Below are 14,589 nucleotides of genomic sequence, written 5' to 3'. Positions count from 1 at the left end.
CTCTCTCGTCATCACCGGCCTTGTGCCGGTGATCCCGATTGGAAAAGCGCGGCCCTTCAAATTATCGGGATGGCCGGCACAAGGCCGGCCATGACGTGGGGGAAATGTAGCAGGAACTCAAAATGCCTTCCTGCCCCTCATGGCCGCCCAAGCTCCGGCCGCAGAACCGCCGTAGCGTTCGACGAGCTTGCGCCGGAACGCCAGGCTCGCGCCAGCGGCCTTCAGGCCATTGATCGCGAACATGCCGGGCGCCGGGTTCGGCAAACCGTATTTGCGGCTCACATAGGCGCGCGACCAAGCCTGATGCCAGCGGGAGGCGAAGATGCGGCCGGGCTTTTCGCCGCTCGACTGCCCGCGTCCGTGCCGCACCACGGCCTGCGGCACGTAGATCAGCGCGGAGCCGGAATCCGCCACGCGGCGACAGAGGTCGTCGTCCTCGTAGAACAGAAAAATGTTCTCGTCGAAGCCGCCGAGTTTCAGGAACACGTCGCGGCGCATGAGAAAGCAGGCGCCCGAAAAGAACGGCGCGCAGGCCTCGCCCTCGGGCACCACGAGCTTGCCGCCGGGATTCGTGAGAGAGGTCGCGAGCAGCGAGCGCGGCTGGTAGAACACGCGCCCGCTCGGCTCGACGATTCGCGGCGCGAAGAACGCTGCGTCCGGATAGCGCCGCGCCGCATCGACGAGGGCCGCGACCGCGCCCTTGTCGACGATGCAGTCGGGATTGACGATGAGGATGAATTCGCTCTCCGCCGCCCGCGCGCCGATATTGTTGGCGCGGCCGTAGCCCTCGTTGCGGGCGTTGCGGATGACACGCGCGCCCTGCCCTTCGGCGACGGCCACCGTGTCGTCCGTCGAGGCATTGTCGACCACGAGCGCCGGGACTCCGTCCGCTGCCAGCGCACCGAGACACTCCGGCAGCGCATGGGCGCTGTCGAAGGTCACGACGATGGCAGTAACGTCGCTGCTTCTCATTTCTCCGGCAGGTTCGTCCGGATGTGCAGCTCGCGCAGCTGCTTCGGCGTCGCCTCGGAGGGCGCGCCGAGCAGCAGGTCTTCCGCCTTCTGGTTCATCGGGAACAGCGTGATCTCGCGCAGGTTATGCGCGCCGCAGAGCAGCATCACGATGCGGTCGACGCCGGCCGCCATGCCACCGTGTGGCGGCGCGCCGTACTGGAACGCGCGATACATGCCGCCGAACCGCTCCATGACCTCCTTCTCGCCGTAGCCGGCGATCTCGAAGGCCTTCACCATCCGGTCGGGACGGTGGTTGCGGATCGAGCCCGAGGCCATCTCGTAGCCGTTGCAGACCATGTCGTACTGGAAGGCCGTGATCTTGAGGATCGTGTCCTTGTCCGACGGGTCGAGCGCCATGAAGGAGTCGTGGTCCATGTTGGCCATGGAGAACGGGTTGTGCGAGAAGTCGATCTTCTTCTCGTCCTCGTTCCACTCGTATTGCGGGAAGTCGACGATCCAGCAGAACTCGAACCGGTCCTTGTCGATGAGGCCGAGCTCCTCGCCGATGCGGGTCCGCGCCTTGCCGGCGAGGGACGCCGCCTTGTCTTCGGCGCCGGCCGAGAAGAACACCGCGTCGCCCGCCTTGATGCCGGCCTTCTCGCGGATGACGGCCTGCGCGGCTTCCGGAATAAACTTGGCGATCGGACCTTTGCCAAGGATCTGGCCGCCCTCTTCCTCGAACACGATGTAGCCGAGGCCGGGCGCGCCTTCCGTGCGGGCCCAGTCGTTGAGCTTGTCGAAGAAGGAGCGCGACTGCGAGGCGGCGCCCGTCGCCGGAATGGCGCGCACCACACCGCCGGACTTGATCACGTTCTTGAACGCGTTGAAGGTCACGTCCTCGCGGGTGAACACCTCCGACACGTCGGCGATGACGAGCGGGTTGCGAAGATCCGGCTTGTCGGAGCCGTATTTCAGCATCGACTCGAAGTACGGGATGCGCGGGAAAACGTCCGTCACGGGCTTGCCGTCCGCGAAGTCCTTGAAGGTGTCGCGGATCACCGGCTCCATGGTCTGGAACACGTCTTCCTGGGTGACGAAGCTCATCTCCACGTCGAGCTGGTAGAACTCGCCCGGCAGGCGGTCGGCGCGCGGATCCTCGTCGCGGAAGCAGGGGGCCATCTGGAAGTACCGGTCGAAGCCGGAGATCATGATCAGCTGCTTGAACTGCTGCGGCGCCTGCGGCAGCGCGTAGAACTTGCCGGGATGGATGCGCGACGGCACGAGGAAGTCACGCGCGCCCTCCGGCGAGGAGGCCGTGAGGATCGGCGTCGTGAACTCGAAGAAGCCGCTGGTCTGCATGCGGCTGCGCAGCGAATTGATGATGGCGCCGCGCTTCATGATGTTGTTGTGCAGCTTCTCGCGGCGCAGATCGAGATACCGGTAGGTGAGACGGGTCTCCTCCGGATACTCCTGGTCGCCGAAGACCGGCATCGGCAGCTCGGCCGCCGGACCCAGCACCTCGATGTCGGTGATGTAGACCTCGACCGTGCCGGTCGGCAGCTCCGGGTTCTCGGTGCCGGCCGGGCGCTTGCGCACCTTGCCGTCGACCCGGATCACCCATTCCGACCGTGCGGCTTCGGCCTGCTTGAAGGCCGGCGAATCCGGATCGATCACGCATTGCGTCATGCCGTAATGGTCGCGCAGGTCGATGAACAGCACGCCGCCATGGTCGCGGATGCGGTGGCACCAGCCGGAGAGGCGGGCGACCTGGCCGACATCGGATTCGCGGAGCGCGCCGCAAGTGTGAGAACGGTAACGGTGCATGGAGGCGGACATTTAAAAAGCCTGCTGGTTCGGTTTACGCGCAACATCCATGGGAGCAAGGGGAAGTCAAGGCGGAAGGACGAAATCGGGGCGCGTGAGGACGCTCCCTCCCCCGGTGGGGCTGGCGGCTTCCGGCCGGTCCTGGCTTGTCTCGGAGATCGAGGGAAGCGCGGGACTGAGGTGTGCTTCGCCGCTCCAGCGGAGCGCGAAGGGGTTCGGGACGGGAGATCCGCCCGAACGGGAAGCTCAACCCGCCTCCCGCGCACGGCTTTTTTCATCCTGAGCCCCGCACTCCCACGCCTCAGGGACGACACCCTCAGAGACGCTTTACGGCGCTTGATTGCGCGGCCCCGGAGATTACACCGGTGCCGGCGAGGCTTGGGAGGGGGCGGCCACCGCCTGCCCGAACAGGTCGATCGTCGCGCCGCCTCCGCTCAGGACCCCGACCGCCGGAGGGTGCGACTCCCCCGCCCTGTCAGAACCGTATCCGGTCTCCGTCACCGACGCCTCGGGCGCGTCCCTCGTGAGACCGGACCTCCCATCCATAGCCAAGGTTAGGACAATTGTCAAGAACAAAACAAGAACATGCCCGCTCGTCGTCGGCACCGGCCGCGTGCCGGTGCTCCCGATGCGGAGGAGCGCGGCGCCCGTAGCCAGAGCTGCGATTCACGTCACCGGATTGGCGACGGCGATACTCGAAGCCACAGGACAGCATCGCCCGGCTTCAGCGGCCCTCATATCGCTGCATCAAGCTCGAAGAAGCCCCAGCCACTTTGCAAGCTCCTCCTCGACGTACCGGTCGAGGGAGACCTAGTGGATGGTCAGGCCGACCGATGGGCTTGCAAGATCAGTCAACCCGACAAGCAACACGAAGGTTGTGAGGGCCACGCCGACGAACAGGGAAACGATAGAAAGGGTCTGCATGGCATCACCCGCATCGACAATATCGGAATTCTGTCCTGTGGGGAGATGCTTATCAATGGGATCGCCGGGATTAATCCTTCGTAGCTTGCTCTCGGCAGCGTACGCCCACGCGACCTGCCTCGACAGCCCCAGCCTACCGGCTCGTTCCTGCTCGACGGACCGGTCTGGAGCGATCAGCAGCCGATACAGATGCTTTTCGTGGTCCTCTTCAGCTTCTCGTCCCGCGAGCGCTCCAGGGCTTCGGCCTTCTGCCGTATCGCGTCGATCCTGGCGGCACTCTCCTCAGGGCTGATTGCCTTTTCTGCCCGCGCTTGTGGAGCTGTTTCCCTCGCCGACGGCGCCTGAGCTTGAGCCGCCTGGGACGCAAAAGCGAGTGCAAGGATGGAGACGGCTGTGAGGATGCGCATGGGTCTACTCGCTGGGAGGGTTCTGAGCGTCCGAGCGTAGCACATGCCGTTCCCCCGCGTGGGTGCTTATTCCGCGGCTGTTTGCACGCTTGATGGTGATGCCCCTTCTCGCGTATGAGCCCCAGGCGCCCCGCAGGACTTTCCTCGACAGGCTCGTGAGGGCGAATCTCTCGTCGCCGGACGCCTTTTTCCTATATTTTCCAACGCTTTTTTCGCCTTTCAGGCATCCGAAATCCTTGCAGAACAAAGGGTGAATTCCCATATTCTCCCTATGGTTAGCACCCTTGCAACTTCCCTGTTGAGGCCGGCCCGGAACGCTCCCGTCGAGGAGCGGATCGAGGGCAATTGGCACGTCTATCCGCTGGAGGGCGCGCTGGAGCTCGACTACGTCGACCAGGCCGGCAACGCGAGCCGGCGCTGGGTGCTGGCGCGCGAGCTGAAGGTGGGTCCGGGCAAGATGCTGCTCGGCGGCATCGATATCCTGACCGAGGACAGCTATCGGGGCTTCCGGGTCGATCGGATCCAGCGTCTGGAAGATGCGGAGACGGGCCTCGAGGTCGAGCACAACATCCTCGACTGGCTCATGAAGCGCGCCGAGCAGCAGGCCAAGGCGCGGCGCAAGTCCCTTGCGCGCGCCCAGGCCCGTGCGTAATCGGCGCCAATCTCCCTGACCTCTCCGGCGGAATCGCCGGTCGTCGCCTCCCCTTTTCCTTGTGCCGCCTCGCTCTTTCTGCAACATGGTGTCGTAATTCTGTTGCCTTGAGGGTTTGGGGGTGGCTCAGCAATCCTTGTTCCGGCCAGAGGCCATGACGGCGGCCACGGGCGAACGTTCGTCCGTGTCGCTTCCGGTCGCACCCCTCTCCTGGCACCTCCTCGGCGGCTTCGTCGCCACCTGCTCCGCCGTCGTCGTCCTCTTCCTCGGCACGGCCGAATACGCCCGGAAGGAAACCGCCAGCGGAGCCCTCGCGATGGCTGGCGGCGCGGTGCGCGTATCCCCCACGCGCAGTGGCGTCGTCACCGCGCTGATGGTGCAGGAAGGCGACCGGGTGACGGCGGGCCAGCCTCTCTTCACAATCGCCTCCCGGCAGGGTCTTGAGGCTGGCGGAACTCTCGATGGCGCGATCCTCTCCTCGCTGGCGACCCAGGTCGATGTGTTGAAGGAGCAGATCGCGGCGGATCCCGCCCGCACGCAAAACGAGATCCGCCGCCTGGAGGCAGCCATCGCCGCAGTGACGGCGGAGCGGGAGGCGCTCACCGTCCAGCGCAAGCTCATGGCCGAACGCATCCAGGTCACCGAAGAGCGGCGCAACACCATCGCCCGCCTTGCCGAACAGGGACACACCACCCGCGCGGCCCTGCAGGACCAGGATGAGGCGCTGCTCGCCCGGCGGCAATCGCTGGCCGAGATCGACCGTGAGCTGTCAAAGGCCGAAAAGGAGCTGGGCCAGACGCAGCTGCAGCGCGAGCAGCTGCCCGTACAGCAGATCGAGCGGCTGTCGCAGCTGCGCCTCAACCTTGCCGATCGGGAGCGACAGAGGGCAGAGACAATGAGCCAGCGGGCGCAGGTGATGACGGCCCCGATCGCCGGACGCGTCACGTCCCTCCAGGCCGCTCCCGGCCAGATCGTCGATCCCAACAAGCCTCTCCTGGCGCTTCTCCCCGACGGCGCGAGCCTCTTCGCGGAATTGTTCGTGCCGAGCCGCGCCATCGGCTTCGTCGAGCCGGGGCAGCGCGTGCGGCTGATGGTCGATGCCTTTCCCTATCAGCGCTTCGGCACGCTCGGCGGCAGCGTCGCAACCGTGTCGCAGGCCGTGCTCTCGCCCAACGACGTCCTCGGCAAGGTCGCCCTCACCGAGCCGGCCTATCGCGTCACCGTGCGCCTTGACCGGCAGGACATCGACGCCTTCGGAAGGGCCGCGCCGCTCCAGCCCGACATGACCCTCAAGGCCGACATCGTGCTGGAGGGCCGCTCCCTCGTCGCGTGGCTGTTCAAGCCGCTCATCAGCGTCAGGGGGCGGATGTGAAGCTTTTCGCCCATCTCGACTATTTCGATACGCCGCGCCTGCCGGCGATCATCCAGGCGGAGGCCGCCGAATGCGGCCTCGCCTGCCTTGCCATGATCGCGACCTATCACGGGCGCGAAGTGGACCTCGCGGCCCTGCGCCGCCTGTTCTCGATCTCGCTGAAGGGCGTGACGCTCAAGGACGTGCTCGTCATGGGCCAGCGCCTCGGGATGACCGGGCGCGGCTTGCGGCTCGAGCCCGAGCAGCTCGGCCGGATCAAGCTGCCTTGCATCCTGCACTGGGACATGAACCACTTCGTGGTGCTGAAACACGTCGGCACCCGCAAGGTCACGATCCACGACCCGGCATTCGGCATCCGGACCCTGACGCTCGACGAGGTCGGCCACCATTTCACCGGCATCGCCCTGGAGCTGACCCCGACGAGCGCGTTCGAGCGGAGGAAGGAAACCTCCCGGTTGAGCCTCACGGCGCTCTGGGGCCGGATGCCTGGAATCAAGCGGGCGCTCGCGCAGGCGCTCGTCCTGTCGGCGGTGCTGCAGCTCGTGGTGCTCGCCGCACCTTTCTACATGCAGCTTGCCGTCGACGAGGCGGTGATGAAGGGCGACCAGGGACTCTTGACCGCCTTGGCCCTCGGCTTCGGGCTCCTCACCCTCATCCATATCGGTGCTGAATGGCTGCGCTCGCACGTGCTGCTGTTTCTGGGCAGCGCGCTCAATTTCCAGATGGGAGCCAATCTGTTCCATCATCTCGTGCGGCTTCCCCTGAGCTGGTTCGAGAAGCGCCATATCGGCGATCTCGTCTCGCGCTTCCGCTCGGCGGAGCCGATCCAGCGGCTGATCTCCGAAAGGCTCGTCGCCGCCTTCGTCGACGGAGTGATGGCGACGCTTACCCTTGCGATGATCCTCATCTACAGCCCGAAACTCTCGGGCATCGTCGTTGCGGCGCTCATCCTCTACGCGCTTCTGCGCGTTGCTCTCTACCGGGCGCTGCGCCAGCGGCAGGAAGACATGATCGAGGCCGCCGCCAGGGAGCAGACCACCTTCATCGAGACCGCCCGGGCGATCCAGAGCATCAAGATCTTCGGGCGCGAGGCCGACCGAGAGGCCTTGTGGCAGAACCGCCATGCGGAAGCGATCAGCCGCGGCATCCGGCAGGGCCGCTTCACCATCGGCTTCAAGACGGCGAACGACCTGATCTACGGCATCGAGAACGTGCTCGTGATCTATCTCGGCGCGAGAGCCATCATGGCGAACGAGCTTACCATCGGCATGCTCTACGCCTTCATGGCCTACAAGGAGCAGTTCCTCGGGAAAGCCACCAACCTGATCGAGACCGGCATTCACTACCGCATGCTCGATCTCCATCTCGACCGGCTGTCCGACATCGCGCTCGCCGAGCGCGAGCAGGACCGGCATGGGGAGAGCCTCGTGACGCGGCAGGTCGCCGGCGCGGTGGCGCTCGAAGGCGTCAGCTTCCGCTATGCCGACACGGAGCCGAAGGTTCTCGCCGGCGCGGATCTGACGGTCGAGGCGGGCGAGTTCGTCGCCATCACCGGCCCCTCCGGCGGCGGCAAGACGACGCTTCTCAAGATCATGCTCGGGCTCTTCAAGCCGATGGAGGGAAAGGTGCTCATCGACGGCATCCCCATGGAGCATTTCGGGCGCCACTCGTTCCGCTTACAGATCGGCGTGGTGATGCAGGATGATCAGCTTCTGTCGGGCAGCATCGCGGAAAACATCTGCTTCTTCGACGCGAGCCTCGATCTCGACTGGATGCGCGCCTGCGCTCAGGTCGCCGGGATCGACGACGAGATCATGTCCATGCCCATGAACTACAACACGCTCATCGGCGACATGGGCACTACGCTCTCCGGCGGTCAGCGCCAGCGGGTGCTGCTCGCCCGCGCGCTCTACCGCCGCCCCCGCATCCTCTTCATGGACGAGGGCACCTCGAACCTCGACCTCGACAAGGAACGCGAGGTCAACCGAGCGCTGGCACAGCTGAAGATCACCCGCATCGTCATCGCCCACCGCCCGGACACGATCCGCGCGGCGGACCGGATCGTGGTCCTGCGCGACGGCCGCGTCTCCCCGCCCATGGACGGCGATGCCCTCACCTTCGCCGAGGCGGCCCGGCAGTCGCTCGGCACGACGAGCCTCAACCGGGCCTGAAAGGCCAAAAGGGCACGCCCGAGCGAAGCGCCCGCGTCCGAACGGAAAGATCGGCTACGACCCAGACTCGGCCCTCATCGATACGAAACAACGATGCTCCGCCTCCATAAGTCGTTCGGTCGGGTTTTACCTTATCCTCCGACAATCGAACGATAAGGCGACGGCGGACTCGCGGGGCCTTTCCCGATGGGTTATGAACGCTTCATGGACCTGATCTCCTCCACCGACGCCCTGGCCGCCGCCTGTGATCGTCTCAGCCAGCATCCGTTCGTGACAGTCGATACGGAGTTCCTGCGCGAGACCACCTATTACCCGAAGCTCTGCCTGATCCAGATGGCAAGCTCCGACCCTGGGGAAGCCTATCTGGTCGACCCCCTGGCCGAAGGGATCAGCCTCGAGCCGTTCATGGCGCTGATGGCCGACAAGAATGTGGTCAAGGTCTTCCATTCGGCCCGGCAGGACCTGGAGATCGTCTGGAATCTCGGCGGCATCGTGCCCGAGCCCCTTTTCGACACCCAGGTCGCCGCCATGGTGTGCGGCTATGGGGACTCGGTCTCCTACGAGCAGCTCAGCAACGATCTCGCCAAGGCCAAGATCGACAAGTCCTCCCGCTTCACCGACTGGTCGCGCCGCCCCCTCACGGATGCGCAGCTCACCTATGCCCTGTCCGACGTCACCCATCTGGTGAAGGTCTACGAGGCGCTCCTGGCCCAGTTGCAGAACAACGGCCGCCTCGAATGGCTCGCCGAGGAGATGGCGATTCTCACCTCGCCCGAGACCTACCAGGCCGATCCGAACAATGCCTGGCGTCGGCTGGCCGGCCGCCTGCGCAAGCCGCGCGAGATCGCCGTGCTCATGGAGGTCGCCGCCTGGCGCGAGCGCGAGGCGCAGGCCCGCGACGTGCCCCGCGGCCGCATCCTCAAGGACGATGCGGTGATCGATATCGCGACCTCCGCCCCACGCAGCGTTGAGGCCTTAGGAAGACTGCGCACGATTCCCAACGGCTTCGAGCGCTCCCGCACGGGCGGCGAAATCCTGGAAGCGGTGGAGCGGGCGCTCGCCCGCGATCCCGCGACGATCCCCATGCCCGAGCGCAGCCGCGGCCGCTCCAACACTGGCTCCGTCGTCGACCTTCTGAAGGTTCTGCTCAAGGCCGTGGCCGAGCAGGAGGGCGTCGCGCCCAAGATCATCGCCACCGTCGAGGAGCTGGAAGCCATCGCCGAGAGCGACGATGCCGACGTGCCCTCCCTGCACGGCTGGCGGCGCAAGCTGTTCGGCGAGAAAGCCATCGCGCTAAAGAACGGCGACCTTGGGCTGGTGCTGGAGCGCGGCCGGGTGAAGATCAGGGCGATCGCGGCGACTTAAGCTGCGAAGCCATTTTACATCACAGTGAGCCTCGTTTCATCCATCGTGATGGGAAGAGCGTCAAGCCTCGTAGATCGCAATCACCGGCACAAGGTCGGCCATGATGAGGTGAGCGCGATGGAGACAGTGGTTGTCATTCCCGGCCGGAGTGCAGCGGAGGGGAAGGGAATCCACGATCAGGCTCAGCGGCTATGGATCCCCTTCCCTCGCCTACGGCTCGCCGGGGATGACACCCACGACGTCATGGCCGGGCTCGTTCCGGCCATCCCGATCAACCAGGCATCGCCTCTCGAAACGAGATCACCGGCACGAGGCCGGTGGTGACGTAACGCAGTTGGAGACGAGCCTACCGCCCGAAGATGCCCTTGAAGACCTGGGCCAGCTTGTTGTGCTTCTTCTTGCGGTCCACGTCGGCCTGGCTCTTCACCCAGGCGATCTGGACCACGCGGCGCTCGCCGACGAAGGGCAGATGGCCGTGCCAGGAATTGTCGGAGCGCAGGAAGGCGAACATGGTGCCCATGACCGGCGGCACTTCGAGCTTGTAGCGATCGTAGTTCTTCTGGTCGTAGAGAACGCGCAGGCGTCCGCCCTCGTCCTGCTGCCACTCGTCGTTCATGTAGACCAGCATGGTCATGACCTTGGACGGGCCGTCCGTGTGGATGGCGCCATATTTCGGCTGCGACTTCTTCATGATGGTGGTCAGGCGCGGATACTGGTGCAGATCCAGGCCGAACTTCTTGGACAGCTCCTCGGACAGCTCCGGACCCTCGAGCTCTTCGATGAGCTGCTTGAAGCGGCCATGAAGCGCGACCTCGTCCACGGTCAGGTAGCCGGGCTTGTCGATGGCGGGAAAGTCCCGCCGCAGCTCGTCGATCTTGTCCTGCTTCAGGAGGTTCGAGGCGAGAACGTAATCATACGGCTCGCTGGACCGCTCCGCATTGCGAACGGCTGTGAGGTCTATCAATTCCATGGATGTCCCCAAAGGCTAAGCTTCTTACCCACTAAGGCAGACAAAGTATTGAAGTCCCTTGTCCTGTAAACCCTTAATAGCGGACGCCGCCGGAGCCGATAAGGTTTTCTGCAACCGATCGTCGCGCCTCACTGGATCTCGACCACCGGATCCATGTTGAGGAGCTTGCCCAGGGCGCGAAGGCGGCCGGTCAGGCGTTCGTTGGCGAGCGGTCCCATATGAGAAGGCAGCTGCAGCACGACCTGGCTGCCGCGGGCGATGAGAGGCGCCTGCGGCAACACGCCTTCCATGGCGACCGAAACCGGATAGGCGATGCGCATCAGGGCTGCGAGCAGGCGGGCCCGCTCGATGAGCCGGGGACCGGCCAGGGTCTTGATGCGCGAGCTCACCTTGTCCGGCGAGAGGCCCTCGTGCCGGAAGAAGATCGACAGCGCCAGATAGGCGCGGCCCGGATGATCGAGCCCGGCGAAGGCCCCGTAGGCGATGAGGTTGAGGCTCTGCTCGCCGCGGTAATCGGGATGCGCCCGCCAGCCGATATCCGCCAGCAGGCAGGCCGCACGGCGAAGTCGGGTCTCGTGCTCGGTTTCCGGCAGGTTGATGCTGCGGATGAAGGCCTCCGTCCACTGGCACAGCTCCACCCCGTGGCGGGGCGAGCGCGAGCGCAGGAGGTTGAGGTCGCTGGCGGCAGCGAGCAGCGGATCGCGCTCGCGCGTCTGCGGATCGAGCCTGTCGAACAGGATGCCCTCGCGCACGCCGAAGGCCGAGATGGCGACCTCCTTCGGCTCGCCGAGACGGATGATCTCCTCCAGCACGATGGCGCCATAGGCGAGCAGCGGACGGCGGGCCTCGGAGACGCTCTCGATGTCCTTCAGGGTCTTGGAATCCGCCTCTTCGACGAGATGCAGGAAGTCGAGCCCATCGTCGGGATGGATGATGTAGCTGTGCATGACGTGCAGCGGATAATCCCGCGCCGCCTGATGCAGCCGCGCCAGGGCGCGCCACGTGCCGCCGACCGCGTAGAAGGTGCGTCCGTGCAGGTTCTCGAGATATTCCGGCGCGCGTTCGAGCGCTTCGCGCACGATGCGCTGGGCCTTTCGCAAGGAGCCGCCGCTGACGTCTTGCAGGGCGAGGCCGCCGAGGGGCATGGTGATCCCCTGCCCCACCTGCGAGCCCTGCACGTCGACGAGCTCCAGGCTGCCGCCGCCCATGTCGCCGACCATGCCGTCAGGGTCGTAGAAACCGGCAATGACGCCGAGCGCCGAGGCTCGCGCCTCTTCCGCACCGGAGAGCAGGCTGATCGGTTGCCCGCAGGCCTTGGCCGCCGCTTCCAGGAAAGCGGGGCCGTTGGAGGCATCGCGCGCCGCGGCGGTGGCCAGCACGAAGACCTCCGAGACCTGCATCGTGTCGCAGAGAACGCGAAACCGGGCGAGCGCGCGCAGGGCGCGGTCCACGGCCTCGTCGTCAAGGCGGCCGGTGGTCGCCACATGGCGCCCGAGACCGCAGAGGACCTTCTCGTTGTAGATCGGCGTGACGGCGCGGGAGAGGCCCTCATAGGCCACGAGGCGCACCGAGTTCGAGCCGATATCGATGATGGCGACAGGACGGCCGATCTTGAGCCGTCCCTGAGCCTCCTGGCTTACGGCCTGCATGTCAGCGCTGCCCACGCTTGGCGAGCGCTTTGGGACTGGAGGTCTTGAGGGATTTGCCACGGCCCGACAGACTCGGATTTGTCATGAAATACTTGTGAGCGTTGAATGGTTCCTCGCCCTTGGCCGGCACCACCCGCTGACTCGAGCCGTCTGGGAGCACCGTCCAGCTCTGCTCGTTGTCGAGCAGGTTGGCGAGCATGATCTGGTCCAGCACCTGCTGGTGCACCGTGGTATTGACGATCGGCATCAGCGCCTCGACCCGACGGTCGAGATTGCGCGACATGAGATCAGCGGACGAGATGTAGACATGGGCCTTCGGGTTGGGCAGACCCTGGCCGTTGCCGAAGGCATAGATGCGGGTGTGCTCCAGGAAGCGTCCGACGATGGACTTGACCCGGATGTTCTCCGACAGGCCCTTGATGCCCGGTCTGAGGCAGCAGATGCCGCGCACGATGAGATCGACCTGCACACCCGCCGCGCTCGCGTCGTAGAGCGCATCGATGATATCGGCATCGACGAGCGAATTGCACTTGCCCCAGATGGCACCGGGCCGCCCCGCCTTGGCATGGGCCACCTCTTCCTCGATATGTTCGAGCAGGCGCTTTCTCAAGGTCAGAGGCGAAACCGCCATGCGCTCCAGCTCGGCCGGCTCCGCGTAGCCGGTCACGAAGTTGAAGATGCGCGACACGTCCCGTCCGATCACCGGATCGGCGGTGAAATAGGACAGGTCCGTATAGATGCGTGCGGTGATGGGGTGATAGTTGCCCGTTCCCACATGGCAATAGGTGATGAGCTGGCTGCCTTCGCGGCGCACCACCATCGACAGTTTCGCGTGCGTCTTCAGCTCGATGAAGCCGAAGACGACCTGAGCGCCGGCGCGCTCCAGGTCGCGCGCCCAGCGGATATTGGCTTCTTCGTCGAAGCGCGCCTTCAGCTCCACGAGAGCGGTGACCGACTTGCCCGCTTCCGCGGCTTCCGCAAGCGCCGCGACGATGGGGGAATCGGACGAGGTGCGGTAGAGCGTCTGCTTGATCGCCACCACGTTCGGATCGCGCGCGGCCTGACGCAGGAACTGCACGACGGCATCGAACGACTCATAGGGGTGGTGAACGATGATGTCCTTCTCGCGGATTGCCGCGAAGCAGTCGCCGCTGTGCTCGCGGATGCGCTCCGGGAAGCGCGGATTGTAGGGCTTGAACTTGAGGTCGGGCCGCTCCAGCGCGACGAGCTGGGACAGATCCCGCAGGCCCATCATGCCCTCGACGACGAAGACCTCGTCCTTGGACACTTCCATTTCCTCGGCCACGAAGAGGCGCAGGTCCTCGGGCATCGCCGCCTCGACCTCAAGACGGATCACGCTGCCGCGGCGGCGCTGCTTGAGCGCCGTCTCGAACAGGCGCACCAGATCCTCGGCCTCTTCCTCCACTTCGATATCGGAATCGCGGATCACGCGGAACGCGCCCTGCCCCTGCACGTCATAGCCGGGGAACAGGCGGCTCGTGTAGAGCACGATCATCTGTTCCAGCGCGATGAAGCGGGTGGCGCCTGTTTCCGCAAAATCCGGCAGGCGGATGAAGCGCTCGGCGCGCGAGGGCAGGCGGATCAGCGCGTTCAGTACCTTGCCGTCGCTCTGGCGCACCAGCTTCAGGGCGATGGATGAACCGAGATTGGGAATGAACGGGAACGGATGCGCCGGATCGATGGCGAGCGGCGTCAGCACCGGGAAGACGTGGTTGAGGAAGTAATCCTCGAGCCAGGAGGCCTCCGCCTTCGTCAGGCCCGCCCCTTCGGTGAGGACGATGCCCTCCTCCAGAAGAGCATCCCGCAACTCGCGCCAGCGCCGCTGCTGGTCCGAGGCGAGATTCGAGACCGCCACGGAGATCTTCGCCAGCTGCTCCTGCGGCGTGAGCCCGTCCTGCGACGCGGTGGCGATGCCCGAGCGCACCTGGCCGATCAGGCCCGCGACGCGGACCATGAAGAACTCGTCGAGGTTATCGGCCGAGATCGACAGGAAGCGCAGTTGCTCCAGGAGCGGATGGTTGCGGTTCGAGGCCTCCTCCAACACCCGGCGGTTGAACTGCAGCCAGGACAGCTCCCGATTGATGAACCGCTGAGGGAACTTCCGCAGCACCGCGCCGTCGAGCTCGATATCCGGCGGAGCCTTCGGCAACGGAGCCTCGCTGACGGTCTCCACCTCTTTCAGGGCAATCGCACTGCGCACATCGATCTCCGCCGTTTCCTTCTTCGGCGATCGTTTTGCTCTGGGCTTCGTGACGGTTTCACGACGGTTCGATAACGCGGC

The 14,589-nt window shown here is 65.3% G+C and carries 10 protein-coding genes; 4 read left to right on the top strand and 6 right to left on the bottom strand.

The annotated features are described in order from the left end of the window. Window positions 1-117: 117 nt before the first annotated feature. From ACD578_RS05735 to ACD578_RS05725, 3 genes are all read right to left on the bottom strand, one after another. Window positions 118-972 carry a glycosyltransferase family 2 protein gene (locus ACD578_RS05735; protein WP_404291659.1) on the bottom strand — a complete coding sequence of 285 codons (855 nt, stop codon included), beginning with the start codon at window positions 970-972 and terminating at the stop codon, window positions 118-120. Then, the gene (aspS, locus tag ACD578_RS05730; protein ID WP_404293716.1) at window positions 969-2,777 is read right to left on the bottom strand and encodes an aspartate--tRNA ligase; all 1,809 of its coding nucleotides are present in this window, start codon (window positions 2,775-2,777) and stop codon (window positions 969-971) included. The genes ACD578_RS05735 and aspS overlap by 4 nt, the downstream gene beginning before the upstream one ends. A gap of 1,097 nt (window positions 2,778-3,874) precedes the next feature. Next, window positions 3,875-4,108 carry a hypothetical protein gene (locus tag ACD578_RS05725; RefSeq protein ID WP_404291657.1) on the bottom strand — a complete coding sequence of 78 codons (234 nt, stop codon included), beginning with the start codon at window positions 4,106-4,108 and terminating at the stop codon, window positions 3,875-3,877. 271 nt (window positions 4,109-4,379) lie between these two features. Between ACD578_RS05725 and ACD578_RS05720 the strand changes: the two genes are divergently transcribed. From ACD578_RS05720 to rnd, 4 genes are all read left to right on the top strand, one after another. Further along, the gene (locus tag ACD578_RS05720; RefSeq protein ID WP_404291656.1) at window positions 4,380-4,760 is read left to right on the top strand and encodes a hypothetical protein; all 381 of its coding nucleotides are present in this window, start codon (window positions 4,380-4,382) and stop codon (window positions 4,758-4,760) included. 121 nt (window positions 4,761-4,881) lie between these two features. Further along, window positions 4,882-6,132, top strand: coding sequence for an HlyD family secretion protein (locus tag ACD578_RS05715; protein WP_404291654.1), 1,251 nt, complete (start codon window positions 4,882-4,884; stop codon window positions 6,130-6,132). After that, entirely contained in the window at window positions 6,129-8,303 is a 2,175-nt protein-coding gene (locus tag ACD578_RS05710) for a peptidase domain-containing ABC transporter (protein WP_404291652.1), read from the top strand. The genes ACD578_RS05715 and ACD578_RS05710 overlap by 4 nt, the downstream gene beginning before the upstream one ends. Window positions 8,304-8,507: 204 nt before the next feature. Next, entirely contained in the window at window positions 8,508-9,668 is a 1,161-nt protein-coding gene (gene rnd, locus ACD578_RS05705) for a ribonuclease D (RefSeq protein ID WP_404291650.1), read from the top strand. A gap of 346 nt (window positions 9,669-10,014) precedes the next feature. On the opposite strand, the gene ACD578_RS05700 is transcribed toward rnd, so the two are convergent. From ACD578_RS05700 to ACD578_RS05690, 3 genes are all read right to left on the bottom strand, one after another. Continuing rightward, complete coding sequence (locus tag ACD578_RS05700) at window positions 10,015-10,638, bottom strand: 2OG-Fe(II) oxygenase (protein ID WP_152709122.1); 624 nt, start codon at window positions 10,636-10,638, stop codon at window positions 10,015-10,017. A 128-nt stretch (window positions 10,639-10,766) separates the two neighbouring features. After that, the gene (gene ppx / locus ACD578_RS05695; protein WP_404291648.1) at window positions 10,767-12,287 is read right to left on the bottom strand and encodes an exopolyphosphatase; all 1,521 of its coding nucleotides are present in this window, start codon (window positions 12,285-12,287) and stop codon (window positions 10,767-10,769) included. Between the two features lies 1 nt (window position 12,288). Beyond that, window positions 12,289-14,457, bottom strand: a complete 2,169-nt coding sequence (locus ACD578_RS05690) for an RNA degradosome polyphosphate kinase (RefSeq protein ID WP_404293714.1) — start codon at window positions 14,455-14,457, stop codon at window positions 12,289-12,291. Window positions 14,458-14,589 lie beyond the last annotated feature (132 nt).

Source organism: Microvirga sp. RSM25, assembly GCF_044784385.1.
Taxonomy (GTDB): domain Bacteria; phylum Pseudomonadota; class Alphaproteobacteria; order Rhizobiales; family Beijerinckiaceae; genus Microvirga; species Microvirga tunisiensis.
Note: the sequence above shows the minus strand (reverse complement) of the source record. Positions and strands in the feature narration are given on the sequence as shown.

Excerpts from the sequence above, each read along its gene's own strand:
- ACD578_RS05735 (WP_404291659.1), bottom strand. The coding sequence starts at position 972 with ATGAGAAGCAGCGACGTTACTGCCATCGTCGTGACCTTCGACAGCGCC.
- aspS (WP_404293716.1), bottom strand. The coding sequence starts at position 2,777 with ATGCACCGTTACCGTTCTCACACTTGCGGCGCGCTCCGCGAATCCGAT.
- ACD578_RS05725 (WP_404291657.1), bottom strand. The coding sequence starts at position 4,108 with ATGCGCATCCTCACAGCCGTCTCCATCCTTGCACTCGCTTTTGCGTCC.
- ACD578_RS05720 (WP_404291656.1), top strand. The coding sequence starts at position 4,380 with ATGGTTAGCACCCTTGCAACTTCCCTGTTGAGGCCGGCCCGGAACGCT.
- rnd (WP_404291650.1), top strand. The coding sequence starts at position 8,508 with ATGGACCTGATCTCCTCCACCGACGCCCTGGCCGCCGCCTGTGATCGT.
- ACD578_RS05700 (WP_152709122.1), bottom strand. The coding sequence starts at position 10,638 with ATGGAATTGATAGACCTCACAGCCGTTCGCAATGCGGAGCGGTCCAGC.
- ppx (WP_404291648.1), bottom strand. The coding sequence starts at position 12,287 with ATGCAGGCCGTAAGCCAGGAGGCTCAGGGACGGCTCAAGATCGGCCGT.